This is a genomic window from Rhodococcus sp. NPDC079359, assembly GCF_040702585.1.
GTDB lineage: Bacteria > Actinomycetota > Actinomycetes > Mycobacteriales > Mycobacteriaceae > Rhodococcoides.
In genome coordinates this window covers 75,830-98,875 of record NZ_JBFBLH010000013.1, presented here as the reverse complement: position 1 = coordinate 98,875, position 23,046 = coordinate 75,830, and the positions used below count along the sequence as shown (strand labels likewise).

Sequence of the window (23,046 nt, the reverse complement as noted above, 5' to 3'; positions counted from 1 at the left end):
GACCGTCGGCCCGGCTGGGAGCAGCCTGCGAACTTGCTGTGAGCGAGAGAGCTCGCTCAGACGCGATCGGCGTACACGACGATGTTGTCGTCGTAACTCGATATGTCCGAATCGAATTGGCCACCACAGGTGATCAAACGCAGGCCTGAGTGATCGATGTCTCCGTACACCTTGTCGGTGGGGAACGCATCCTTCGGATATTGCTCCACCGCGCTGACGACGAACCGGACAGTGTTTCCGTCCTGGCTGACGACGGTGACATCGTCGCCCTGTCGGAGATCGCGGAGCCGGTAGAAGACGCCGGGGCTGCCGTCCCAATCCACATGCCCCGCAACGATCGACGGTCCCAGTTGCCCCGGAACCGGCGACCCGGTGTACCAACCGGCCGGGAAACCGCCCGGGGGAACTTCCATCGTGCCGTCCGGACGCAGACCCAGACCCATCACATCGGAGTCGACGCCGATCGCACCGATCTCGAGGCGCGCAGGCGGTGACCCGGCGACCGACGATTCGGCAACAACCTCGTCTGTCGGGGCGACGGCTGCAGGAGCAGAAGAGACCGAAGACGTCGAATCAGTCTGCAGCGGAACGGTATCCGACGGCGTTGCACACCCGGTAACCAGTAACAGCAGCATGAGGAACGCCGCTGCCACCGCCCGCACCACGAACCGATGACGGATCGTGGTGCGGGCGGATTCAGCGAGAGGTACTGATACCTCGACGGTAGGTCTCACCGATCAGTGCCGACGACGAGTCAGAGTCAAGGCAGAGACTGCACCGACCGCGAGCACGGCCAGCAATGTCCAGATCGCAACGAACGGCGTTGCGTCAGAGGATGACACAGTACTGCCGTCACCGGTGTCGACGCCACCGTTCGGGATCTGCGTGATCTGCCCACCCGGGTTGTACGTGCCCGGCTGATCCGGGCCGCTCGGCGTGTTCGGCTGATTCGGAACACCGGGTGTGTTGGGGGTGTTCGGCTGATCAGGCGTGTTGGGCACGTTCGGCTGGTTGGGCACGTTCGGCTGGTTGGGCACGTTCGGCTGGTTGGGCACGTTCGGCTGATTCGGCACGTTCGGCTGATTCGGCACGTTCGGCTGGTTCGGGATACCGGGGATCGCCGGGATCGTGATGCCGGGGACGGGCGGCAGGCCTGGGATCGGGGGTACTTCGATGACGATCGGCGGCGTTCCGCCACCGTCACCCGGGGTACCCGGCGTACCCGGCGTTCCGCCACCGTCACCCGGAATATCCGGTGTACCGCCACCGTCACCGGGAGGAGTCGTGGTGACCGGAGGCGTCGTGGTGACCGGGGGCGTTGTCGTGACCGGAGGCGTAGTGGTCACCGGGGGTGTCGTAGTGGTCGGGGGCGTTGTGGTCGTCGGCGGAACGGTTGCACAGTTCGGGCTGGTGATGCGGTTCGAGTCCAACGTCACGGCACCGTTCCGGGCGAGCAAGCGTCCGTCGACGGTGGCACCGGTGGTCGCAGTGATGGACGCCAGCGCCATGACGGTGCCGACGAACTGGGTGTCGGTGCCCAGTGTCGCGGAGCTGCCGATCTGCCAGAACACGTTGCATGGATTCGCCCCGTTGGTGAGCGATACCCGACTGTTCGAGGCAGTGATCAGCGTCGATGCCGCTTGAAAGATGAACACTGCGTTGGAGTTGCCCTGCGCATCGAGTGTCAGAGTCCCGGTCAGGCCGAGAGTGCCCGAGCCTCCGTACAGTCCGGCCAGGAGAGTCTGCCCGCCGAGTTCGACTCCGACGTCCGCCGGGCCGGTTCGACCGGCCGCGTCGTTGTAGCCGACGGTGAGATCCGACTGTGCTTGTGCAGCAACGGTATCGCGGTCGTGGATCACCCCGCCCGTGACCAAGGCGGGCGGAAAGCCGGTGACACTCGGCGGCTCACCCTCGCCTGGACTGACGCCGACGTCGCCGCTGATGGTCGAGGTGCCGGTGTTGGTGACTGTGGAGCCGGCCAGCACAGCGAACGTCTCTGCGGTTCCGAGGCCCACCGTGGTGGGCTGGGCCAGCGCCAGTGGGGCACTGACCAGCATGAGAGCGCTGGTGGCCAGGGCAATTGTTCCTACGAAAGGAACGAGCGTCTTGCTGCGGCCGGTGATGGTGGACGCATGGGTGCGCTGCGGAGCATGCATGGATTACATACCGATCTGCTGGTGGGGGGACGAAGCGGGCGTGCTGCCACGCTTCATGGGTCACGCATCGATCCCCCGACGAGTTCGATTGCGTTGCAAGTGATGTCGCGACTTTCGACGATGTTCACTGGAATACACCAGGGGCGTCGAGGTCTCGCGGTCTGTGCACTTCGATGGCATCGCCTGCCGGCTTTTTGCAACACAGCGATAGGAGTGAGAAGTAAGCGGAGGCTCTTGGCCCACTCCGCAACTAAGAGTTTCCCCGTATCTCTACGGTGTAGAGCTACAGCACACCACGTGTAACATCGTGCGTCAAGCGAAATACGTTGGTGAACAACAAGTTTGTTTGACGCTACTTACCGGTCGGATCACAGCTTTTCGAAAGGAGTGCCAGCCGATGTCCACTGCAGACCGATTCGGCCCACACTCCAAGGACAAGATCGACCGCGACTACGTGGTGTCGGCCGCACTGTCCATCGTCGACCGAACCGGACTCGACAGCCTCTCGATCCGCAGCCTGGCGACGTCGATCGATCGCGATCCGATGACGGTGTACCGGTACCTTCCGACGAAGGAAGCACTGCTCGACGCCATCGCCGATTCGATTCTCAGCCCGCTCGTCACGGTCGACCGAACGGACCCCGACTGGCAGGGACAGCTTCGCTTGTTCGCCCGGCACTATCGCCGTCTCGCACTCGAGCACCCACACGCGGCAATTCTGCTGTCCACTCGCCCGCATCGGACGCCGCTCGGGCTGGGCACCACGAGGTCTTTACGGTCACTCGAAAGCGTGATGGCGTTGATGACCAACGCAGGATTCACCGCACCCGAGGCGTTGTCGACCTATCGGCTGCTCAAATCCTTCCTCCGAGGTCACGTGCTGAGCGAGACCCAGGAAATGATCGAGAATCCGGACGAGACCGGCGACCGCCTCAGCCTGGCGTTGCGCCGACTCCCCGCCGACGAATTTCCGTTGCTGTCAACGCTGCCGCCGCTCATCACCGCGTACGACGGTGCCCACGAGCTCGAGCACGGCCTGGACGTCCTGTTCGCAGGTCTCGTGAGCACCATCGCGCCGCGATGAAACCCGCCGACACCGCGGGCGAAACGCTTCACAGCATCTACAGCAAGCCGGGTCCCGCCTCCTGTGCCTTCTCTTCGTCACGCTGCTGCTGCGCCGCAGCCATGCCCGACATCGTCCGCAGCGGCACCTCCTTCAGGAACAGCACCAGCACGAAGCCGAGGACCATCAGGATCGACACGGCCAGGAACACGTAGTCCATGGCGTCGGAGAACCCGATACGGAACGGCTCGGCCAGTGCGGGTTCGAGCTTCTGAATGAACGAACTGTCCTGCAGCGCACTGCCCGCAACGGAGGCATCACCCGAGGCGATGGCCTGGGCGAAACCGGATTCCAGTGGATCGGAACTGGTCGCGGCGCTCTGCACTGCCTGCTGGAACGCCGGCGTCGAACTCGCGGCAATCAGCGCGTCACCCGTCTTGGGGGTCAGCTGCGTGAACAGCATCGACAGGAACACCGCCACACCCACCGTCGCACCGATCTGCCGGAAGAACGTTGCGGCAGAGGTGGATACACCCATGTCCTTGGGCGGCATCGCGTTCTGGATGGCCAGGGTCAGCGGCTGCATCATCGAACCGAGCCCGAGGCCGAACACGCCCATGACGACCATCGTCTGCCACAGCGGGGTGTCGGCGTGCACGTAGTGGAAGACGAACATCGCGATGGCCATCAGTGCAGTACCGACGATCGGAAAGATCTTGTACCGCCCCGTCTTCGAGATCATGCGACCCGAGACGATCGACGCGACCATCAAGGCACCGACGAGGGGCAGGGTCTGGTACCCGGCCAGCGTCGGGGAGGATCCCTTGACCACCTGCAGGTACTGCGGCAGTAGCGAGATGCCACCGAACATCGCTGCGCCGGCGATGACGCTGACAGCAATACACAACGAGAACAACGGGTTTCGGAAGAACCGCATGGGGATCAGGGCGTCGTCGCCCATCTTGATCTCGGCGAGCACGAACGCGATGACGCCGACGATGCCGATTCCGAAGCACAGCAGGGCCCGCGGCGAGCTCCATCCCCACACGCGCCCCTGCTCGGCGATGATGAGCAGCGGCACGAGGCCAACGCTGAGAAGCACTGCGCCCCACCAGTCGACGCGCGCCTCGCGGCGGTAGACCGGCAGGTTCAGCACTCGCCACACGACGACGAGCGCGATGATCCCCAACGGGACGTTGATGTAGAAAACCCAACGCCAACCGGTGATTCCGAGGATCGACGACTGCCCGGCGAGCAGTCCACCGATGACCGGCCCGAGCACGCTGGAGGTGCCGAACACGGCCAGAAAGTAACCCTGGTACTTGGCACGTTCGCGCGGCGGGACGATATCGCCGATGATGGCCAGCGCCATCGACATCAGACCGCCCGCACCGAGACCTTGAATGGCACGGAAGGCAGCGAGTTCGTACATCGACGTCGCGATACCGCACAGCATGGACCCGACGACGAAGATCGAGATGGCCGTCATGAAGAACGGCTTGCGTCCGTACAGGTCGGACAGCTTGCCGTACAACGGGGTCGAGACCGTCGAGGTGATGAGATAGGCCGTCGTCACCCAGGCCAGAACCGAGAACCCGTTGAGGTCGTCGGCGATGGTCCGAACGGACGTCGAGACGATGGTCTGGTCGAGGGCGGCGAGGAACATGCCCATCATCAGGCCCGACAGAATCGTCATGATCTCGCGATGCGAATACTCGCCGGTCGCGGGCTTCACTTCTGGCTCGGTAACCATCTCTTGGATTCACCTTTACGTAGCATTTACTTGTGTCCTACAACGATATTCGGGACACAAGCATGCGCGCAGAACGCCGTCTGCGCAAAGGTTTATTTGCGGCGAATCCGGTCCCGCACCTCACGCATCGTGTGCGGGTGAATACCTTCGGCAGCGAGCACTCGACGAGTCTTGCGACGCGTCGACAGGACACCGATGATCGCGACGATCCACACCGGGAACTGCGCGAGCAGCGCCACCCGGAATCCGTCGAACGTGTAGCCGCCCATCGCGTCGAGAATCCAGCCGATCGCCGCGATCACCAACAGCGACGCCAGGAAACCACCGATGTTCACCATCCCCTGCGCCGTCCCCAGATTGGCGCTCGGATTGAACGTTCGCGCGAGGTCGAACCCGATCACCGAACCGGGGCCACCCACCGAGATCACCACCACGAGCAACACCAGCAACCACAGCGGAGCGGGCCCGGGCAACGCCAACACGATCGCCCACATGGTCGCGTTGCTGATCATGATCGCCAGCACCAGCCACGACCGTCGCATCGGATAACGCCCGGTGAGAACACCAACCACGATGCCCGACGCCACCGCCGATGCCACCGACACCGTCAGCAACGCTCCGGCCGTCGACGCCGACAGGCCCTGTGCCGACGTCAGGTACGGAACACCCCACAGCAACGCGAACACCGTGATGGAGAACTGGGTACCCATGTGCGAGAAGAAGCCGAGCCGGGTGCCGGGGCGTCGCCACACCTCGGCGATGGAGGCGAGGGTCTGTTTCAGCGTCGTCGGCTCGAACACGGGGGCAGCTCCGTCGTCGGGGCGATCCCTGACGAGCGCGAGAACCAGTACGAGTGCAAGGAGACCGAGTGCCGCTGCGCTACCGAACGCGAACGTCCAACCGGGTCCGTTCAACAGAATCAGGAACGGGACCGCCGAGAGCACCTGGCCGAGCTGGCCGAGCAGACCGGTCAGCTGCGAGACGATCGGCACTCGCCGCGGCGTGAACCACACCGGCACCAACCGCAGCACCGAGATGAAGGTGAGAGCGTCGCCCACGCCGACGAACGCGCGCGCGACCACCGCGACCGGAAGCGACTCCGTCAACGCCAGCGTGATCTGTGCCGACGCCATGATCAGCGCGCCTGCGGCGATCATCTTGCGCGAACCGATGCGATCCAACAGCACCCCGGCCGGGATCTGCATCCCCGCGTAGACGATCACCTGCAGCACCACGAACGACGACAGCAGCGACGGCGACACCGAGAATCGATCCGCCGCACTCAGCCCGGCGACGCCGAACGACGTTCGATGCAGCACTCCGACGATGTAGGCGAAGACGCCGACGCCCCACACCACCCAGACTGCCTTGCCAGTACTCACCGGACGATTGTGTCAACCACGCTGTGGAATAGTCGTAGCCGGTAGTCCCCGGAGCAGGCAGTAGTACCCGAAGCAAGAAATGGAGCGACGTCGTGGCCAAGCAGCTGTTGGTGCTCAACGGTCCGAATCTGAACATGCTCGGCACCAGGCAGCCGGAGGTGTACGGCCACGCCACCCTCGCCGACGTCGTCGCCCTGTGCGAGAAGACCGCCGCCGAGCACGGACTCTCCGTCAAGGCAGAGCAGTCCAACCACGAGGGCCAGCTCATCGACTGGATCCACGAGGCCCGCGGGGTGGCGTCGGGCATCGTCATCAACCCGGGCGGGCTGACGCACACCTCGGTGGCGCTGCGCGACGCTCTCGTCATCCCCGAGGTGCCGATCATCGAGGTGCACATCTCCAACGTGCACGCCCGTGAGGAGTTCCGGCACCACTCCTTCGTCTCCCCCATCGCCAGCGGCGTCATCGCCGGACTCGGGATCGACGGATACCGATTCGCCATCGAAAGACTGGCTGCGCTTATCTGACACAGCTCTCGTTCAACCCAGCTCTCATCTGACACTCAGGTTGTCCTGCATAAACTGGTCGCCGTGAACACGAGCAAGAACGTCTCGAAAGACATCAAGGCCATGCAGAACGGCGACAAGAATCGTCGGACTCTGATCCAGATCGTCGTCGCAGTCGTTCTGATCGCACTCGTGGCGGCGATTGCCCTCTTCATCGTCAACAAGGATTCGACGTCTGGGGATGCATCTTCCGCCGCAGGCTCCGGCGAATCGACCGGGGCCCAGCTCACTCCCACGTCGGTGACGGACGACGGTGCCATCCGCTTCGGCAACCCCGATGCCACCACCGTCGTCAGCGTCGTCGAGGACTTCCAGTGCCCGGCGTGCAAGAACTTCGAGGCCATCAGCGGATCGACGTTGCAGCAGCTGGCCGACGCGGGCAATGTCGCCGTCGACTACCGCCCCATCTCCATTCTCGACCGGTTCTCGAACGGAACCATGTACTCCACCCGCGCGGCAAGCGCCGCGATCTGCGTCGCCGAGAACGACCGCGACAACTGGATGAACTGGCACACCGCCATGTTCGAGCAGCAGCCGGCCGAGGGCGGAACCGGACTGACGAACGACGAGCTCGTCGCGATCGCCGCCTCTGCAGGGGCCGACTCCCCCGCCGTCGCGTCGTGCATCACCGACGGCAGCTACACCGATTGGGTCACCACCCAGACACAGTCGGTCCTCGGCGAAGGCATCAACGGAACGCCGAACGTGCGCGTCAACGGCACCGACATCTCCAACCCGACGCCGGAGAACATCCTCGCCGCCGCTGCCGGTAACTGAGCGGCAACCGGTCGCCATGAGGACACGCGCAGGCGCTGTTGTATTCACCGTCTTCAGCGCGCTCGGGCTACTCGCCGCGATGACGCTGACGATCGAGCGATTCAAACTGCTCGAGGACGCGTCGTACGTCCCGTCGTGCAGCCTGAATCCGGTGCTCTCGTGCGGCTCGGTGATGGTGACGAAACAGGCTGCGCTGTTCGGTTTTCCGAATCCCATCCTCGGCATCGTCGCCTTCTCCATTGCTCTCGTCGCCGGGGTGCTCTGGCTCGGCCGCGTCGAACTACCGCACTGGTTCTGGCTCGGACTGAGTGCAGGCCTGCTGCTCGGCGAGGTCTTCGTGCACTGGCTGATCTTCGAGAGTCTGTACGTGATCAACGCCCTGTGCCCCTACTGCATGGTGGTGTGGGCGGTGACGATGCCGTTGTTCGTGCTGGCTCTGAGCCGATTGGTCGGCTCCGGCCCGAACGGCGGCGGCAGCGTCGGCCGACTCTTCCTGGAATGGCGCTGGACGCTGCTCGCCGTGTGGTACGCAATCGTCGTCGCGCTCATCGGAATCCGCTTCTCGGACTACTGGGCAACCTTGGTTTGAAATACTGCTCTGACAACCCTGCATTTCCTTTTGCGAATCTCATGAGTCGAACGTCTGCACCGTGCATGATGGGTGCAGCACCCGAGTGAGACTGATCACAGCTCCTGGCTCGGGGAAGATCGTTCGAGTAGCAGGAGTCGATACATGGCAGGCGATCCATTCGCAGTCATCGTTGCCGTCATCGTGTCCGCCGCCGGTGTAGTCGCCGGAACCGACGCCCCGGCTCCGATTCCCGATCAGGCGGTGCAGGACCAGGCGGCAGACATTGCCGCCAACGCCGAAGATCAGGCGAAGACGATGAGCGATCAGTGGACCGAACTACTGGGCACCATGCCCGAACCGGCCGCCGACATCGCCGACCGCACCCTCTCGGACGCCGCCGAGGGCCTGCACACCGCCGCCGAACCGATGCTCCCCGACCTGCCGACGGTCGAAGACATCGAAGCAGTGGACACAGAAGCAGCAGATACCGCTGATCCGGCCAGTGGCACCGATCCTGCTGCGGCGGCGGCAGATGTTCTTACCGCCGCTCCTGCCGCTCTCGCTGCGGCGGTACCCAGCGCGCCACTGCCGTTCAGTGTGTTCTCCTCGGGCGCTGGGTCGTCGAATGCGCTGTCCACCACCGCAGCCGCGCTCGGTGCCGGTGCCGTTCAATTCGCCGGCCGTACGTACACCGCCGCCGATATCGCCACCCAGACCGCGTTCATGGCGTCGGCCGAGGCCATCAGGCGTGCGCTGTTTCCCGGTCAACCCGCCACGTTCACCGGCATCAACGTGGGCGCGATCGGCTTGGGTGCCGTGGGAGCGATCACCGCCTTCGTGCCGTGGCTGCAGAAGGCGGGCAACATCTGCGGCGGCGTCAAAGCGACCACGATCGCGGCACTGTATGCCGCCGAGAACGGTTTTCGGCACGGCCCCACTGCTCCGGTCTCGAGCACCGGCGCGCAGGGGCCAGGGCAGTTCATGCCAGGAACCTGGGCGACCTACGGCAAGGACTACGACGGCAACGGTGTCACCGACGTCAACAGCATCGGTGATTCGGTGATGGCGTCGGGCACACTGCTGTGCGATATCTACGGGCAGGTCGACGGATGGAAGCGCGAGGGCAAGGTGTCCGGTGACACCTTGGATCTGACCCTGGCCGGATACAACGCCGGCGCGGGAGCGGTGCTGCGATCGGGCGGTATGCCCTCTGGCACATTCGATTACGAGACGCAGACCAAGCCGTACGTCTCTCGCATCCGGGCGACCGAAACGCAGTTCGCCGCCATCCTGACCCCGTTCGCCGGACTCGACCTCACCGGAATCGGCGGCCGATCGGTGCAGTTGGCGATGGACTATCTGGGACTTCCGTACGTGTGGGGCGGCGGCAACATCAACGGACCGTCGGGCGGCGGATTCGACTGCTCGGGTCTGACGTCGTATGCCCTCTACAAGGCCTCGGGCGGAAAGGTGACGCTGCCCCGAACCTCGGAGACTCAGTGGAACGTGGGCACCGAGATCCCGATGGAACTGGCGCAACCGGGCGATCTGCTGTTCGGTAACTTCGGGCCGGCCGGGCCGGGCCACGTGGCGATCTACATGGGCAACGGCCAGATGGTCCACGCACCCCAACGCGGCGACGTGGTGCGCGTGGCACCGGTGTTCGACGGTATGCGCGCCCGTCACATCGTGTAGGTGCGCGCGTACAGTGCGGACGTGACCAATGCACGTGTGGAACCGGCAGGATTCGACGACGAACTGGCACCGGAGCCGCCGCCCGGTGAGGGTTTCGAGACCGACTGGCCGGTGCGGACCGGCGACATCGATCCGAACAACCGACTACGGTTCGACGGCGTTGCCCGCTACCTGCAGGACATCGGTACCGACAATCTCGACGCCACTCCCCTGGGCAAGACGGATCCCATGTGGATCGTGCGGCGCACCGTCATCGACGTCTTCGAGCCGATCCATTTCCCGGACCGAGTGCACATGCGGCGTTGGTGTTCGTCGATGTCGACGCGGTGGTCGAACATGCGCGTGGCACTGACGACACCGAAGGGTGGGCGCATCGAGACCGAGGGCTTCTGGATCAACATCAGCAAGGACACCGGAATGCCGACCCGCATCAGCGACGGCGCCCTGGAAATGCTGGCGCGAACCACCGATCAACACCGGTTGCGATGGAAGGCATGGCTGACCGAGCCGGTGCCGGCCGAATCGACCACGGATGTGCAGTTCCCCTTGCGCGCAACCGATATCGATCCGTTCGACCACCTCAACAATGCGGTCTACTGGCACGCGATCGAGGAGTTGCTGGTCGACGTGCCCGAGCTGGCCGCGTCGCCGCACCGCGCCGTCATCGAATACCTGAGCCCGGTGCTGGCGGGTGAACGGGTCACTCTGCGCCACCGCTACGAGGGCGGCGCGTTGACCGTCTGGTTCGTCGTCACCGGAGCATCCGGCGAGCCTACGGTCCGCACCGTGGCCAAGGTTGCCGCCAGAGCCTGACGGTCGAGTTTGCCGCGCGGCGTACGCGGAAGAGCGTCCACGACGGCGATCACCACGGGCAGGCTCGGCCCCGGCAGCACGGTGCGCAGGTGGCGGCGAATCCGAGCTACGGATATGGAATCGGTCTGCGCCACAACAACTCCGGCAGCAGGTTCCTCACCGGTTCTGTCGTTGGGCAACCCGACCACCCCGGCTTCGAGCACACCGGGAACTTCGAGCAGGGCCGCCTCGATCGGGGTCAACTCCACCGTGAGACCGGCCCGGACGATCGTCTCGCTGCCGCGGCCGTGCAAGGTCAGTCGGCCCTCTTCGACACTGCCGCGATCGCCGACGGTCATCCATCCGTCGACCGGCCCGTTCGTCAGGGTGGTGTGGCCTCCCACTCGGCTCAGGTAGCCGTCGAACAGCATGTCGCTGCGGACATGCAGCAGCTCGTCCCTGATCTCGACCTCGACCCCGTCGAACAGCTGACCGCGGGCCTCCGCGCCGTTGCTTTCGCTTCGGTCGTAGGAAACGAAACTGAGCTCCGACGCACCGTAGAAATGTGTCAGCGCCGCGTTCGGAAGTACCGCCGCCAGAGCGGCCCTCCCCGGCTCCGCCCATCGCGCCGCGGACGAGAGCACTTCACGGACACTGTTCGATCGCACTCCCGAGCGAGCGATGTCCCAGGCGATGGTCGGGACCGAATACAGATGTGTTGCAGCATCTTCGAGAGCCACCGTGGGCTCCCGTAGGTCGACTGTCGCCCCGCGGGTGAGCCCGTGCAGTGCGCCGTAGAGAAAGTGCGTGTGATCGAGAGTGCCCGGTGCGGACACCCGATCTCCCGGACCGAGATCGAACAAGGCATCGGAGCGATCCAGCGTCGCCGCCCACGACGCCTGGTTGCGCACGAACAGCTTGGGCGGACCGGTGGTTCCCGAGGTGACGCCCACGAGCAACTCGTAGTCCGGTGTGGGGGTGGGGACGGCGGAGGTTGTCTCGGCAGCCATGTCCTCGGGTGCGAACACGTCCACCGCACCCCAACCGTGCGCTCTCGCATGCTGACGCGGATGCGCGGCAATCAGCGAAGGCTCGCACACCGCCACGACATCGGCGAATTCCGGAGCCAACAAATGCCGATGCAGCAGAACGACACTCACCCCGGCATGCATCGCCGCGACGACGACCACCAACGATCCGATGTCCGAGGTCGGCAGAACCGCGATGCGACGCATCCCTGCCACTGCGGACGCCGCACGCGTCACCCGGTCCCAGAATTCGCGGTAGGTGATCGCCCCGGTCGCGTCGACCACGGCTGCCTCGGAGCGGTCGAAATGCCGCGCTATCCGGGCGGCGAGGAGTTCACTCGTGGTCATCGTCATCTACACCGCGTGCGACGAGGGCGTCTCCCATGGCGTCGGCGGTGCGGAGGGCCCGCACCAGGACCGGCGTTGCCAGTGCCGTCATCGACCACTGCAGTCCGCGTGCCTTACGGGCCTGCGACACCTCTTGGACGATGGACGCGAGTAGAGGGATGCATCGGATGGCCAGGGCCAGCAGCAGCCCGATGCGATCCGGGTCGACGCCGAAGCGGCGGACGGGGCCGAGCGCTCGGGTGACGGTATCGAGCATGTCGGTCACCCGGGTGGTGAGGGTGACGAGAGCTGCCAGCGCAACGGAGATCACCAGTACCCCACACACCACGACGGCGCGCTGCCAGGTCGTGATGATCACCTGGAAGACGCCGATGATCAGCAGCATCCACAGCACCGGACGCATTTGCGCCAGTGCGACTTTCGCTGGAATGCGAGCCACCGCGAACAATGCCGCGACCAGCACCGCTACCGCTGCGACCTCGAGCGGAGTGCGCGCGAAGATCACCGTCCCCAGGATCGCGAGGATCAGCGCCAGCAGCTTCGATCCCGGGCTCATCCGGTGCAGCAGCGAGGTACCGGGCCGGTAGAGACCGATCATCCGATCAGCTCCCGATAGGCCGGGACCGCGGCGGCGGGGGTGCCGTCGAACGCGATGCGGCCGTCGTCGATGACGATGACGCGCTCGAAGCTGTCCAGCAGGGCCAGTTGGTGGGTCACGACGATGACTTGCTGGTCCATCGAATCCAGAGCCTGCGCGACGACGCGTCCGTTCCGCAGATCCAGCAGCGTGGTCGGTTCGTCCGCAACGACCACCTCCGGTCGTCGGATGAGGACGGCACCGATCGCCAGCAGTTGTTTCTGTCCACCGGAGAGCAGATGCGCCGGATGGTCGCGGTGCTGATCGAGACGGAATCGGACGAGAATCTCCTCCACCCGCTCGGCCACCTGCTGCTTGTTCAGCCCGGACCTGCGCAGCGAGAACGCGAGATCCTCGGCGACAGTGGGCATCACGATCTGCGAATCGGGGTCGGTGAACACGAAGCCGACCTTCTTGCGTACCTGCGCGCCCTTCTTGGCGGCGTCGATACCGTCGACCGTGACACGGCCCGTATCGGGTTTGATCAGACCGTTGATCATCCGCGCGAGCGTCGACTTGCCGGAGCCGTTGGAGCCGATGATGCCGATCCGGCGCTCGTCGAACTCGAGGTCGATGCCGTGCAGCACCTGCCGTTCTCCGAACGAATGCGAAATGTTCTCGAACTTGATTGTGCTCATATGACCCTGCTCATGTCGCTCGTTCCACCAGCATCGCTATTCCCTGCCCGCCGCCGATGGCGCAGGCCGCCAGGCCCAGTGCCGGACCCCCGGGTTGCAACATTCGAGAGGCCAACCGTACCAGCAGAATTGCGCCCGATGCGCCCCACGGATGCCCCATCGCGATGGCTCCACCTTGTGGGCAGATGCGGTCCTCGTCGAGACCCAATTCATCCGAGACCGCGAGCACGACCGACGCGAAAGCCTCGGTGATTTCGATGGTGTCGATGTCGGCGAGGCCCACCCCGGTGCGGGCGAGCAGCTTCTCGATCGCCGGCACCGGACCCAGCCCGGGAAGAGCTGGGTCGGACCCTGCGACCGCGCTGCCGAGGATGCGCAACGCCGGCATCCCGGCCGCCCGCTCGGCGGTGGTGATGGCCAGAACCGCTGCGCCGTCGGATATTCCGCACGAATTGCCCGCGGTCACCGTGCCATCGGGGGTGAATGTAGGACGCAGCCTGCTGAGTCGCTGGGCGGTCATGTTGGGGCGGATGCGCTCGTCGGTTGCGACATCGTTCACCGTGACAATCTCGGCCGAGAAGTCGCAGGCCGCCGCGCGCGCGAACGACCGTGCAGCGTAGGCATCTTGGCGTTCGCGCCCGATACCGCGGATTCGCGCGAGGTCGTCCGCTGCCACACCCATGTCCGGGTCCTCGAAGCCGGGCGGAGCGAACGGCGCTCGGGTGTAGCGGACGGGTTCTTCGCGGTCGACCGGTGGCCAGAACCTCCAGGGGCTGGTGCTGGCAGATTCGACGCCACCGGCCAGTATCAGCGTCTCGTCACCGCTGCGGATGCGCGACGCGGCCTGCGCGACGGCGTCGAGCCCGGATCCGCACTGCCGATCGACGGTGACTCCGGGAACTCCGACGCCGAGGCCCGCGAGCAGCGACGAGACCCGCGCGACATCACCGCCGGGACCGAGGCAATTACCGAGAATCACGTCGTCGATCGGAATGCCGAGTGAGGTGATTTCTGCTGCAACAGCTTTCAGCACGGGCGCGGCGAGGTTCGGGGCGGTGACATCGGCGAAGCCGTGCCCGGCGATACCGATTGCCGAACGTTTGGCCGCAACGATGACGGGGATGTTCGAAGCAGACACATTCACAGCAGGGCCCTTCGGGCGATCTTGCCGCTCGCGGTGCGGGGCAACTGCTGCACCACCGTCCAGCGTCGCGGCAGCGCCTCCTTGGCCATGATTGCGCGAGCGTCGGCGCGCACCAGCTCGAGGTCGCGGGTTCCGTCGAGTTCGATGACGGCTGAGACCGTTTCGCCGAGAACCGCGTGCGGTGTACCGATCGCTGCCGCAGCTCGGACGCCGTCGAGCCCGGTCAGGATGCTTTCCACGTCCTCGGCGATCACGGTGGTTCCGCCCACGTTGATCGCTGCATCTCCGCGGCCGTGGACGAGGAGTTCGGAGCCGTTCAGTTCGGCCAGATCACCGACGCCGAACCAATCGCGCGCACCCAGCGCGGCGTACGGCGATCGGACGAACAGGTACCCGTCCTCGGTGCGTGCTTCGACATCCCGGAGCAGCCTCAGAGGCGATTGTTCGCCCACCACCCTCGCCGCCACCAGCGACAACTCCGCCGAGCCGTAGTATTCGACCAGCCTGACGCTTTGCGCCGAGATCGTCTGCGCGGCAGCGTCATCGAGGCCGGCGCCGGCAGCGACGGCAATCCGCGCATGAGGCATCCGGCGGACGGTGTCACGGAGTACCGCAGGCACCGCGTGGACAGCAGTGGCCTGCGCGGGATCGTCGGTGACGCACGCCCCCAACCACAGTGCGTGCACCGCGGCGAACAGGTGCATCGTGGCGTGCAGCGGCCCGGTGATGAGCACGGTGTCGGTCGGGCGGATACCGGATATGTCGGTGAACTCGGGGAAGCTGTCTACCCACGACGCGGCCGTGCGAGCGAGCGGTTTCGGCCGGCCGGTGGAGCCCGAGGTTGCCACCAGAAGGAACGCATCGGGATCGATGTGCGCAGGGCGCTCGGGACGGGCGGCCGGATCCTCCACTCGGACCGCACTGCCCTGCCTGGCTGCCGCGAAAACGCAGATCAACGCGTCCGGCAGCTCCAGTGCTGATGCGTCGTGAAATCGAGCGCCGTGCACCGGGAGGTGAGGCCACTGCTCGACGGCTGCGTCGAGTTCGGCGTAGGTGAGTGTGCGACCCGCCCAGGAGATGGCGGTGTCGTTGTCGCGGCCTCGACCTCCCAGCGTCAGATTCACGCCTTGATCAGGCCCGGGTACGCGCGGTGGACGCTCTTGGCGACGACGGTGGCGACGACGACCTTCGCGATGTCGCCGGGAAGGAACGGTCCGTTGGAGGTGACGGCGGCCCAGAGTCCGACGTCGGTGCGCAGAACGAGTCCGATGATGCCGAATGCGTAGACGATCACGATTCCGCCGACGGCGTTGATCAGCAGGCCGAGCACGATCGAGTACTTGGGCAGGATGCGCGCTGTGAGCAGGCCGATCAGGAAAGCGGCTGGAATCCAGCCGATGAGGTACCCGACGGTGGGCCCGGCCATGGCGGCGAGACCGGTACGCCCGCCCGCCAGCAGCGGCAGGCCGATCATCGTCAGGGCGAGGAACACCAGAACCGAGGCCGTGCCCTTGCGGGGTCCGAGGATCGCGCCCGACAGGATGATGCCGAGGGTCTGCAGGGTGATGGGGACGCCCGAGAACCCGACCGTGATCGATCCCGGCAGGCCGAGCGCGGCGATGAGTGCTGCGAACACTGCGATCTGCGCCATGTCGCGGGCGGAGACGTTCATTCGGCTGACCTTACGGCTCGACTGGCGGGTACTGCTGTCGACATCTGACACGGTGGCTCCTCGTGGAGTGGGGCGGTGACCTGCCCCAGAAACTTGAACGGCGTTCAAGGTAGCAGGCCAGCGGCCTGTGCCACACCGGCACGGGTGTGGTTCAGAAGGGCGGAGGGTCGTATCGGGTGCGGTCGTATCGGACGCGTGCATGGACGACGCGACAGTGTTCCAGGTAGGCCCGCCGCTTCTCCGCCAACTTCTTTCGGTCGATACCCGTTGTCGCAGAACGACAGTCGTCCAGAGTCGGCGATGCACACCCGCTGTATTCGAGCTCCCAGCGGGTCGGTTCGAGCAGGCTCGATCCCGGCCTGGACGAGACCCTTCGCCGTCGGCGGGATGAGCGGGGAGTCGCGACCGACAACTCCGGCAACGTGACTCTGCGCAGACCGAGCGAGTTCGACCACAGAATCGCGCCGCCTGCGAGCATCACCGCCGACCACGCCCCCGAGGTCTTGGCCTGATGATGGAACACGCACACCGGCTGAAGGTTGGTCACGATCGTCCAGCCGCCCCGCTCGGGATCGTCGTGATCGAACGGAACCAGATGATCGATCTGACACCGGGCCGCCGGCACATCGCAGTTCGGGAAAGTGCACGTGCGATAGGCAGCCCGAACGAACGCCGCGACGCGGGCACTGGGCCGATACGTCACCGCAGACCGCGACGGAGCGGACTCGCCGCCATGACCGTCGGGAAAGATGCCGCGAGCACGCTCGGGCCGTTCGGCAATCCATGCAAGCCACCGTGCGACGAGCCCATCGCGGACAGACTCCTCCCCCAGTAGCGGGACTGCAGGTGGGAGGCAGTGGGCATCCCCGAGACGCGCGGACGGAAGCTGGGCGGCACCTCGTACCCGACCAATGCCGACCACCCGACGCAACAACGACGGCACCGCCGTAGAGAACGGTCCGAACGAACTCGACTGCGCACCCAACCCATCGCCGCTGCGGAAGCCGGTTTGGCCGGGGCCGGAGTGCGAGCGACTGCCGGGGCGTTCCGGGGCCGGGCCGTCAGGGGTGCCCGTGGTGCCGCCGCTGCCGCCGTTGGGAGAACCGCCGCCGCCTGAACCACCGTCGTCTGGGCCACCGCCATCCGGACCGCCGTCGTCAGGGCCACCGCCATCCGGACCGCCACCGGCTGAACCACCGCCATCAGGACCGCCACCCGCTGAACCACCGTCGTCTGAACCAGCGTCATCCGGGCCATTGTCGTTTGGACCAGCGTCATCCGGGCCGCCATCGACTGGACCAGCGCCATCTGGGCCGCCGTCCAGCCCACCACTGTCAGGGCCGTCATCGTCCCGGCTGTCACCGTTGCGGCCGTCATCGTTCGATCCGTCGTCGCCCGTGTTTCTCTGTTCCGGCTTCAGCATCTCGACCAGCTCGGTCAGCAGTGCCTGCCACTTGGCATCCGTGGAAACGATGCGCGCCACTTCGGGGTCGATGGGCGTCCCGTCGGGGAGGGTTGCAGGCTCCGAGGACAGTCCCAGCAATGTCTCCACAGCCACCACGATCTGGAGGAGATGCCCGCGCCGAGGAGGAATGTCGTCGACAGCGCCTGCCACCGGGCAGTCGTCGCCGCGATCGCACTGGCACGCCAGTGAATGCTCGCCGTGCAGCAACGCCATCAGACCCGCGGCCCGAAGTGTGCCCGTCGATCGTGGGTCGCGCTTGCAGACCGTCCCGACGATCTCGACGATGAGCGCATCCGCCTCTGCCGCTTCGAGATCTGTGATCTTCGCGATGAGCGACGCGATCCCACCCGGACCGGTGCGGTCGATCCGCACGCCGACCTCCTCGGACTTCGCCGTCTCACGGGCAGCTGCGGCACCGATCGGGTCGGCCTTCATCCACAGCCGCCAGATCCGATTACGCAGCGCCTGCGGACGCATCCGGCCACCCGCCGCACACACCTCGTACTCGATCTTCGCGATCGTCTCGTCGCTGGCACGATGCAGCACCGAGGTGATGGTGACCACCGTCGACCAGTCGAAGCTGCCGGTGACGAAACGCAAGGCAGTCAACGGCATTCGATGCAGACGCTCGGCGACGTCGTGCACCACGGACGCATCGCGGCGCGTTCCGGTCATCGTCACGGCCAGATCGCACAGGGCACCGCGGACTGTCTCGCCCGGATCTCCACCGGCAGCTTCGGCTGCCTCGAGGCGCATCTCGAGCACGTCGCAGTAGGCGAGCACGGTCGCTGCCCGAGCGAGATTCTCGTTGACACGGTTGAGTGCGATGACGTCGAGAAACCCCGCGATGCAGTCATCGACCGGCGGCGTCTCCGCCGCTCCCCACCCCCCGGTATCGAACATGAATTCGATGATACGAGAGGGGTACGACAAGAAAATCCGAGAACAATTCGAGTCGTATCGGTATAACTGCAACGGTGGCCAGCTACACGATCCGCGACATCCGCCCGGGCGACGAGGAACAACTGGGCGCAGCGCACGTTGCGATCTGGAAGGCGACGTACGCGGGAATGATGAACAGCGCCAAGCTCGATGCGATACGCCCTCGCGATCGCATCGAACGCTGGGAGCAGATCATCGCCCGCCTCGACGAGCAGTCGAGGCGCGGTGTGCGCACCCGATGCGCCGTCGACACCAGCGATTCACGCATCGTCGGTTTCGCCACCGGCGGCCCACCACGCGACGACAATCCGCCGGCACCGACCGAACTGTGGTCACTGAACGTTGTGCCCGAGCACCACGGCACGGGCGTCGCAACAGAACTAATGACCACCGTGATCGACCGGGAGGCATCCACATATCTGTGGGTGGCAGCGGCCAACCATCGTGCGGTGGCGTTCTACCGCAAGCATCGGTTCGAGCTGGACGGCACCGAGAAGTTCGACCCGCTCTGGGAGTGCCACGAAGCACGGATGGTCAGGGCTTGACCGGCGGTTCTCGTCTGGACTCGTCGGGATCGAGTTTCTCGGGGTTCAGTACCACCTCGGCCACCATCGGAGTCGTCTCGACGGTCGAATCGCCGTACCGAACGGCCACCGTGTTCGGCAGGAAAGCTTCCAGCGCACGCGGAGTGATCCACCACAGCAGCGCCGAGAACAGGATCAGAATGTTGACCCACTGCAGAACTGTCGCCGCATTCTCGGACGGAATCACGCGATCGAACACCTGAATGTTCATCACCAATCCGTGGATGGCGATCAACACCCACAGCCGCCGGTAGCGGTAGAACACCCAGACCGCCGCGGCACCCCAGCACAGAGCCCACAGAAAACCGCCTCCGCCGAAGTACATGTAGAGGAGGCCCCGCATCGTGCCCGACAACGCCATGATCGCCCAGATCGGGACCCGGCCGACGAGCAGCAACACCGGCAACGCCACCAGGATCGGCTCCTCCCGTAGACCCACGACGAGAGCGGAAACCACTGCGAGCCAATCGGACTCGACCGAGGCCGGGATCGAGAAGCTGAATCGGACGATGTCCAACCGCGACAACACGAGCAGCGAAGCAGAAGCGGCACCGATCGCGGCACACCACGTGAGCGCAGCCTCGAACGCGGTCCCACTGCGGGCCGGCCACACCGCAGGCAGCTTCCGACGCCGAACGAACCAGACGATGGCGATCGCGACGGCACCCACCAACACCTGCGCCGCGCCGACAGCGAGATCGGCCCACTGATCCCCTATCGACAGAATCGGGGCCGGCGCGTCGGGCTCACGGAAACGCCACAGCGCACCCATCAGGCCGACCAAGTAGACGACGACCCAACCGGCCACCAAACCCAGGACGATGACGGCGGTACCGGCAGCGGTCAGACCACGCCGAGGCGAGCGCTCAGCAAGCCCCGCGTCGACACCGGTCGTCACCAGGCCACCACCATTCCGCTCGATACAGCACCGCCGAACAGCTTGTCTATCACGCCCGGGCCGAGAATTCAGTACCGTCCTGGCGATACGAGCCGGCAGAGCCACTCACGGCCGAGGGCCACGCTCGGGTGTGTCGCTCGAATCCGCACCGCCGACGATGTCGTCTCGCAGTTCCGCAAGCAATCCCTTCCTCGGGGTGCCGCGGCGCGATTCCCATGCGTCGACCATCGCGAGTACCACCAGAACACAGCCGATCGGGCCGCCCTGGAACCAGAAGAACCGAAGGTCCCAGAAGAACAGCGCCAGCACAACTCCGACGACAATTACGACGATGCTGCGCGCATTCCTTGCTTTCATCGTTTCCCTTTCATCGATTCGGACCACAATTGGGTCAGACCAGGTTCAGTTCGATTGCCGCATCCGCGGCCAGTAGCGCGCCCACCACGAGCAACACCGTCGCCGACACGTCCCCACTCCAGTGATCCACGCGCCGGAGCAGAGTTGGCGTGAGCGACGAAACATATTCCTGCGCAAACACTCTGGCGATGAGCAGGAGGAGAGCGGGTGAGAGCGTCACGAGCACGTACCCCGCGAGCAGTAGCACCGAGAACCCCCACCCCAGGCCGGACTCGACGACCGCATCGATCGCCGCGAAGTAGGGCAGCATCGTCGCCACTTCCACCGCGCCCACAGCGACGGCGAGCAGGACCACACCGCGAACGCTTCTCGGGGGCCGCGCCCACCACGCACTGCTCGGGACTCGCCGCCGACGGTCACAGACCAGACCCATGACGAGAACCACAAGACCCACCGCCAATCGAGTCCACGCGTCACCAGGAATCGCGACGCTCAGGCCATCGGTGGCCGCCCACAAGGCAACACCGACCCCGAAGTAGACCAGCCCCAACACACCCAGATGCAGCAGAACGACACGCACCCGGAACGACGGCCGCAGCATCATCCACAGCGGAACCGCAAGAGTCCCGACGCCGATGCTGTCCACCAGCGCGAGCCCGATCAGCTGAATTAACACAGCTGTACCGTAATAGGATTACGGCACAGTTGTGTCAAAAAGATTCCTGCGTGCTAGAACAGACCGATGCCGAAGATCGTCGACCACGACGCACGCCGGGCGGAGATCGTCGCCGCCGTGTGGCGCGTCATCGAACGAGCAGGAATGGACGGGGCGACGGTACGCAGCGTCGCCGCCGAAGCCGGCGTCTCCCCCGGATCACTTCGGTACTACTTCTCCGACCAAGGAGAACTGGTGCTGTTCGCGGCCGAGGCCATGACGCAACGCGTCGTACATCGGTTGGAGGCGCACCCCACCGACGGGGACGGACCGACGCGAGCGATCCGCGTCCTCGAGGAGATGCTGCCCCTCGACGAGGACCGCCGCGCCGAGGCGTCGGTATGGCTGGAAGCGATCGTGCGTGCCAGATTCGACGAGCGACTTGCAGCCCTCAAGACGGCCGGGTGGTTCGGCAGCCGCTACCTGTGCCGGCTCGCGTGGGCGCACCTGCACGATCTCGACCGCCCGAACTCTCCCGCATTCACATTCGACCGCGCCGCGGACGAACACGCAGCGGCCGAACTGCATACCTACATCGACGGCCTGACGCTGCAGGCGGTGACGTACCCCGAGCAACTCTCGACCGAGGAGGTACGTCGGTTGTTGCGCACTTACCTGGAGCCGCGCTCCTGAGCCGAGTCGACGGGGAATCTGCGGTCGTAGTACCACCCGATCACCGCGACGACGACGCCCGCCGCGGCAATGGCACCCAACACCGATCCGAAGCCCGACGCATCCACGACGCGACCGACGGCCAAGGGCGCCACGAGAAATCCGATCCGAGAGACCAGCGACACGATCGAAATAGCCGCTGCCGAGGACACACCGGGAAGCCGCCCGGCCAGGCTGAAGACGATGGGAAACAGTGGGCTCGCGCCCAGGCCAGCAACCGCGAACGCCCCGATGACCAGGACCGGTAGATCCGCGGCCAGAACCGACAGGCCCAGGATGACGAGGAACGCAACGGCCACCAGTGACGCGCCTCCGCTCAGCACCGTCGACGGGCCGAACCGGTCGACGATCCGGTCTCCGACCAACCGACCGATCAGCATCGCGGCCGAGAACGCAACGAACGCCATACCGGCCGAACCCGGGCCCGCCCCCTCCTCCGTCGTCATGTACACCGCGCTCCACGACTGCGGAAAGTCCTCCATCAGCCCGGCGAGCAGCACCACGGCCCCCAGCAGGGCCAGTGCTGCGGTCGGGCGTACGAGAACGGGGCCGGATGCCGGGTCCTCGTGATCGTCGAGTGCCACCGATTCCGGACCCACCAGACCCCGTCCGACGGCAGCAAGAACGAGCACCAGCACTACCGCGACAAGACCGAAGTGCGCCGCCACCGGCATCCGGACGCCGGCCGCAGCCGCGCCGGTCACTCCCCCGACGACGGCACCGACGCTCCAGGCGGCATGGAAGCCGCTCAGCAGAGACTTCCCCGCTCGTTCCTCGACAAGGACGCCCTGCGCATTCATCGAAATGTCCATCACCGCATCGGCTCCGCCGAGCAGCACCAGCGCCGCCAGCAGCGTCCACCACGACACTGCGACCGCGGGCAGGACGAAGGCCGCGCACAACAGCAACCCCGAGGCGAGAATGGTCCATCGACTGCCGAACCGTCGGACCGAAGCAGCGGCGACGGGGGCTGCCGCCAGCCCGCCGAGCCCGACACCGGTCAAGGCGAGGCCGAGCGTTGCGACGTCGATCGACAGTGAGTTCTGAATCTCCGGAATGCGGGGAGCCCAGTTCGCGAACACCGCGCCGTTGACGAAGAAGACGACGAGAACGGACAGCCTGGCACCAGTCATATCGATGCGAGCCTATCGTTCGTCGTCTGGCCGGATCCGTTACTCGAGGTAACGTCGA

General features: G+C 65.5%; 23 protein-coding genes. 8 read left to right on the top strand and 15 right to left on the bottom strand.

Going from position 1 to position 23,046, the window contains the following annotated elements; genetic code table 11:
- Positions 1–56: 56 nt before the first annotated feature.
- Positions 57–653: a class F sortase gene (locus AB0362_RS23625; protein ID WP_366236162.1), complete on the bottom strand. Its 597-nt coding sequence runs from the start codon at positions 651–653 to the stop codon at positions 57–59.
- Positions 654–737: 84 nt separating this feature from the next.
- Complete coding sequence (locus AB0362_RS23620; RefSeq protein WP_366236161.1) at positions 738–2,156, bottom strand: ice-binding family protein; 1,419 nt, start codon at positions 2,154–2,156, stop codon at positions 738–740.
- 397 nt (positions 2,157–2,553) lie between these two features.
- Between AB0362_RS23620 and AB0362_RS23615 the strand changes: the two genes are divergently transcribed.
- Positions 2,554–3,240: a TetR/AcrR family transcriptional regulator C-terminal domain-containing protein gene (locus AB0362_RS23615; RefSeq protein ID WP_317810698.1), complete on the top strand. Its 687-nt coding sequence runs from the start codon at positions 2,554–2,556 to the stop codon at positions 3,238–3,240.
- 37 nt (positions 3,241–3,277) lie between these two features.
- Here AB0362_RS23615 and AB0362_RS23610 read toward each other — a convergent pair whose 3' ends face one another.
- Entirely contained in the window at positions 3,278–4,972 is a 1,695-nt protein-coding gene (locus tag AB0362_RS23610; protein ID WP_366236160.1) for an MDR family MFS transporter, read from the bottom strand.
- Between the two features lie 92 nt (positions 4,973–5,064).
- Complete coding sequence (locus tag AB0362_RS23605; RefSeq protein WP_317798424.1) at positions 5,065–6,354, bottom strand: MFS transporter; 1,290 nt, start codon at positions 6,352–6,354, stop codon at positions 5,065–5,067.
- Positions 6,355–6,446: 92 nt separating this feature from the next.
- On the opposite strand from AB0362_RS23605, the gene aroQ reads away from it, so the two are divergent.
- The 5 genes from aroQ (at position 6,447) to AB0362_RS23580 (ending at position 10,776) form a co-directional block, all read left to right on the top strand.
- A complete protein-coding gene (gene aroQ, locus AB0362_RS23600) occupies positions 6,447–6,881 on the top strand; it encodes a type II 3-dehydroquinate dehydratase (RefSeq protein WP_317810700.1) in 435 nt (144 codons plus the stop codon).
- 63 nt (positions 6,882–6,944) lie between these two features.
- A complete protein-coding gene (locus AB0362_RS23595) occupies positions 6,945–7,697 on the top strand; it encodes a thioredoxin domain-containing protein (protein WP_317810701.1) in 753 nt (250 codons plus the stop codon).
- 16 nt (positions 7,698–7,713) lie between these two features.
- Complete coding sequence (locus tag AB0362_RS23590) at positions 7,714–8,286, top strand: vitamin K epoxide reductase family protein (RefSeq protein WP_317810702.1); 573 nt, start codon at positions 7,714–7,716, stop codon at positions 8,284–8,286.
- A 144-nt stretch (positions 8,287–8,430) separates the two neighbouring features.
- Positions 8,431–9,963 (top strand): NlpC/P60 family protein, encoded by a 1,533-nt coding sequence (locus AB0362_RS23585; RefSeq protein WP_317810703.1) that lies wholly within the window; start codon positions 8,431–8,433, stop codon positions 9,961–9,963.
- 36 nt (positions 9,964–9,999) lie between these two features.
- On the top strand, positions 10,000–10,776 hold the full coding sequence (locus AB0362_RS23580; RefSeq protein ID WP_149407594.1) for an acyl-ACP thioesterase domain-containing protein: 777 nt from the start codon (positions 10,000–10,002) through the stop codon (positions 10,774–10,776).
- Here AB0362_RS23580 and AB0362_RS23575 read toward each other — a convergent pair.
- The 7 genes from AB0362_RS23575 to AB0362_RS23545 all read right to left on the bottom strand — a co-directional run bounded on the left by AB0362_RS23575 (position 10,680) and on the right by AB0362_RS23545 (position 18,590).
- Complete coding sequence (locus AB0362_RS23575) at positions 10,680–12,131, bottom strand: AMP-binding protein (RefSeq protein ID WP_317810704.1); 1,452 nt, start codon at positions 12,129–12,131, stop codon at positions 10,680–10,682. The genes AB0362_RS23580 and AB0362_RS23575 overlap by 97 nt on opposite strands.
- On the bottom strand, positions 12,118–12,729 hold the full coding sequence (locus AB0362_RS23570; RefSeq protein ID WP_317810705.1) for an energy-coupling factor transporter transmembrane protein EcfT: 612 nt from the start codon (positions 12,727–12,729) through the stop codon (positions 12,118–12,120). Before AB0362_RS23570 ends, AB0362_RS23575 begins: the two co-directional genes overlap by 14 nt.
- The gene (locus AB0362_RS23565; protein WP_317810706.1) at positions 12,726–13,406 is read right to left on the bottom strand and encodes an ABC transporter ATP-binding protein; all 681 of its coding nucleotides are present in this window, start codon (positions 13,404–13,406) and stop codon (positions 12,726–12,728) included. The genes AB0362_RS23570 and AB0362_RS23565 overlap by 4 nt, the downstream gene beginning before the upstream one ends.
- A gap of 10 nt (positions 13,407–13,416) precedes the next feature.
- Positions 13,417–14,550, bottom strand: a complete 1,134-nt coding sequence (locus AB0362_RS23560) for a thiolase family protein (protein ID WP_317810707.1) — start codon at positions 14,548–14,550, stop codon at positions 13,417–13,419.
- Complete coding sequence (locus AB0362_RS23555; RefSeq protein ID WP_317810708.1) at positions 14,547–15,674, bottom strand: AMP-binding protein; 1,128 nt, start codon at positions 15,672–15,674, stop codon at positions 14,547–14,549. Before AB0362_RS23555 ends, AB0362_RS23560 begins: the two co-directional genes overlap by 4 nt.
- Positions 15,671–16,222, bottom strand: a complete 552-nt coding sequence (locus AB0362_RS23550) for a biotin transporter BioY (protein ID WP_317784619.1) — start codon at positions 16,220–16,222, stop codon at positions 15,671–15,673. Before AB0362_RS23550 ends, AB0362_RS23555 begins: the two co-directional genes overlap by 4 nt.
- 151 nt (positions 16,223–16,373) lie before the next feature.
- Entirely contained in the window at positions 16,374–18,590 is a 2,217-nt protein-coding gene (locus tag AB0362_RS23545) for a hypothetical protein (protein WP_366236159.1), read from the bottom strand.
- Positions 18,591–18,664: 74 nt separating this feature from the next.
- On the opposite strand from AB0362_RS23545, the gene AB0362_RS23540 reads away from it, so the two are divergent.
- Positions 18,665–19,174 (top strand): GNAT family N-acetyltransferase, encoded by a 510-nt coding sequence (locus tag AB0362_RS23540; RefSeq protein ID WP_317784617.1) that lies wholly within the window; start codon positions 18,665–18,667, stop codon positions 19,172–19,174.
- Here the strand turns inward: AB0362_RS23540 and AB0362_RS23535 are convergent.
- The 3 genes from AB0362_RS23535 to AB0362_RS23525 form a co-directional block, all read right to left on the bottom strand.
- On the bottom strand, positions 19,164–20,111 hold the full coding sequence (locus tag AB0362_RS23535; protein WP_317810710.1) for a CPBP family intramembrane glutamic endopeptidase: 948 nt from the start codon (positions 20,109–20,111) through the stop codon (positions 19,164–19,166). The genes AB0362_RS23540 and AB0362_RS23535 overlap by 11 nt on opposite strands.
- A gap of 105 nt (positions 20,112–20,216) precedes the next feature.
- Positions 20,217–20,468 (bottom strand): hypothetical protein, encoded by a 252-nt coding sequence (locus AB0362_RS23530; protein ID WP_317810711.1) that lies wholly within the window; start codon positions 20,466–20,468, stop codon positions 20,217–20,219.
- Between the two features lie 34 nt (positions 20,469–20,502).
- Positions 20,503–21,144: a GAP family protein gene (locus AB0362_RS23525; RefSeq protein WP_317810712.1), complete on the bottom strand. Its 642-nt coding sequence runs from the start codon at positions 21,142–21,144 to the stop codon at positions 20,503–20,505.
- A 66-nt stretch (positions 21,145–21,210) separates the two neighbouring features.
- Here AB0362_RS23525 and AB0362_RS23520 point away from each other — a divergent pair, with 66 nt between their 5' ends.
- Entirely contained in the window at positions 21,211–21,816 is a 606-nt protein-coding gene (locus AB0362_RS23520) for a TetR family transcriptional regulator C-terminal domain-containing protein (protein WP_300522358.1), read from the top strand.
- Here the strand turns inward: AB0362_RS23520 and AB0362_RS23515 are convergent.
- Positions 21,795–22,988 carry an MFS transporter gene (locus AB0362_RS23515; protein ID WP_317810713.1) on the bottom strand — a complete coding sequence of 398 codons (1,194 nt, stop codon included), beginning with the start codon at positions 22,986–22,988 and terminating at the stop codon, positions 21,795–21,797. The genes AB0362_RS23520 and AB0362_RS23515 overlap by 22 nt on opposite strands.
- Positions 22,989–23,046: the final 58 nt, after the last annotated feature.

What these genes read in the sequence shown, in the direction of transcription:
- AB0362_RS23620 (WP_366236161.1), bottom strand. Translation starts at nt 2,156, where the DNA reads ATGCATGCTCCGCAGCGCACCCATGCGTCCACCATCACCGGCCGCAGC.
- AB0362_RS23615 (WP_317810698.1), top strand. Translation starts at nt 2,554, where the DNA reads ATGTCCACTGCAGACCGATTCGGCCCACACTCCAAGGACAAGATCGAC.
- AB0362_RS23610 (WP_366236160.1), bottom strand. Translation starts at nt 4,972, where the DNA reads ATGGTTACCGAGCCAGAAGTGAAGCCCGCGACCGGCGAGTATTCGCAT.
- AB0362_RS23590 (WP_317810702.1), top strand. Translation starts at nt 7,714, where the DNA reads ATGAGGACACGCGCAGGCGCTGTTGTATTCACCGTCTTCAGCGCGCTC.
- AB0362_RS23585 (WP_317810703.1), top strand. Translation starts at nt 8,431, where the DNA reads ATGGCAGGCGATCCATTCGCAGTCATCGTTGCCGTCATCGTGTCCGCC.
- AB0362_RS23575 (WP_317810704.1), bottom strand. Translation starts at nt 12,131, where the DNA reads ATGACCACGAGTGAACTCCTCGCCGCCCGGATAGCGCGGCATTTCGAC.
- AB0362_RS23570 (WP_317810705.1), bottom strand. Translation starts at nt 12,729, where the DNA reads ATGATCGGTCTCTACCGGCCCGGTACCTCGCTGCTGCACCGGATGAGC.
- AB0362_RS23565 (WP_317810706.1), bottom strand. Translation starts at nt 13,406, where the DNA reads ATGAGCACAATCAAGTTCGAGAACATTTCGCATTCGTTCGGAGAACGG.
- AB0362_RS23550 (WP_317784619.1), bottom strand. Translation starts at nt 16,222, where the DNA reads ATGAACGTCTCCGCCCGCGACATGGCGCAGATCGCAGTGTTCGCAGCA.
- AB0362_RS23545 (WP_366236159.1), bottom strand. Translation starts at nt 18,590, where the DNA reads ATGTTCGATACCGGGGGGTGGGGAGCGGCGGAGACGCCGCCGGTCGAT.
- AB0362_RS23530 (WP_317810711.1), bottom strand. Translation starts at nt 20,468, where the DNA reads ATGAAAGCAAGGAATGCGCGCAGCATCGTCGTAATTGTCGTCGGAGTT.
- AB0362_RS23520 (WP_300522358.1), top strand. Translation starts at nt 21,211, where the DNA reads ATGCCGAAGATCGTCGACCACGACGCACGCCGGGCGGAGATCGTCGCC.
- AB0362_RS23515 (WP_317810713.1), bottom strand. Translation starts at nt 22,988, where the DNA reads ATGACTGGTGCCAGGCTGTCCGTTCTCGTCGTCTTCTTCGTCAACGGC.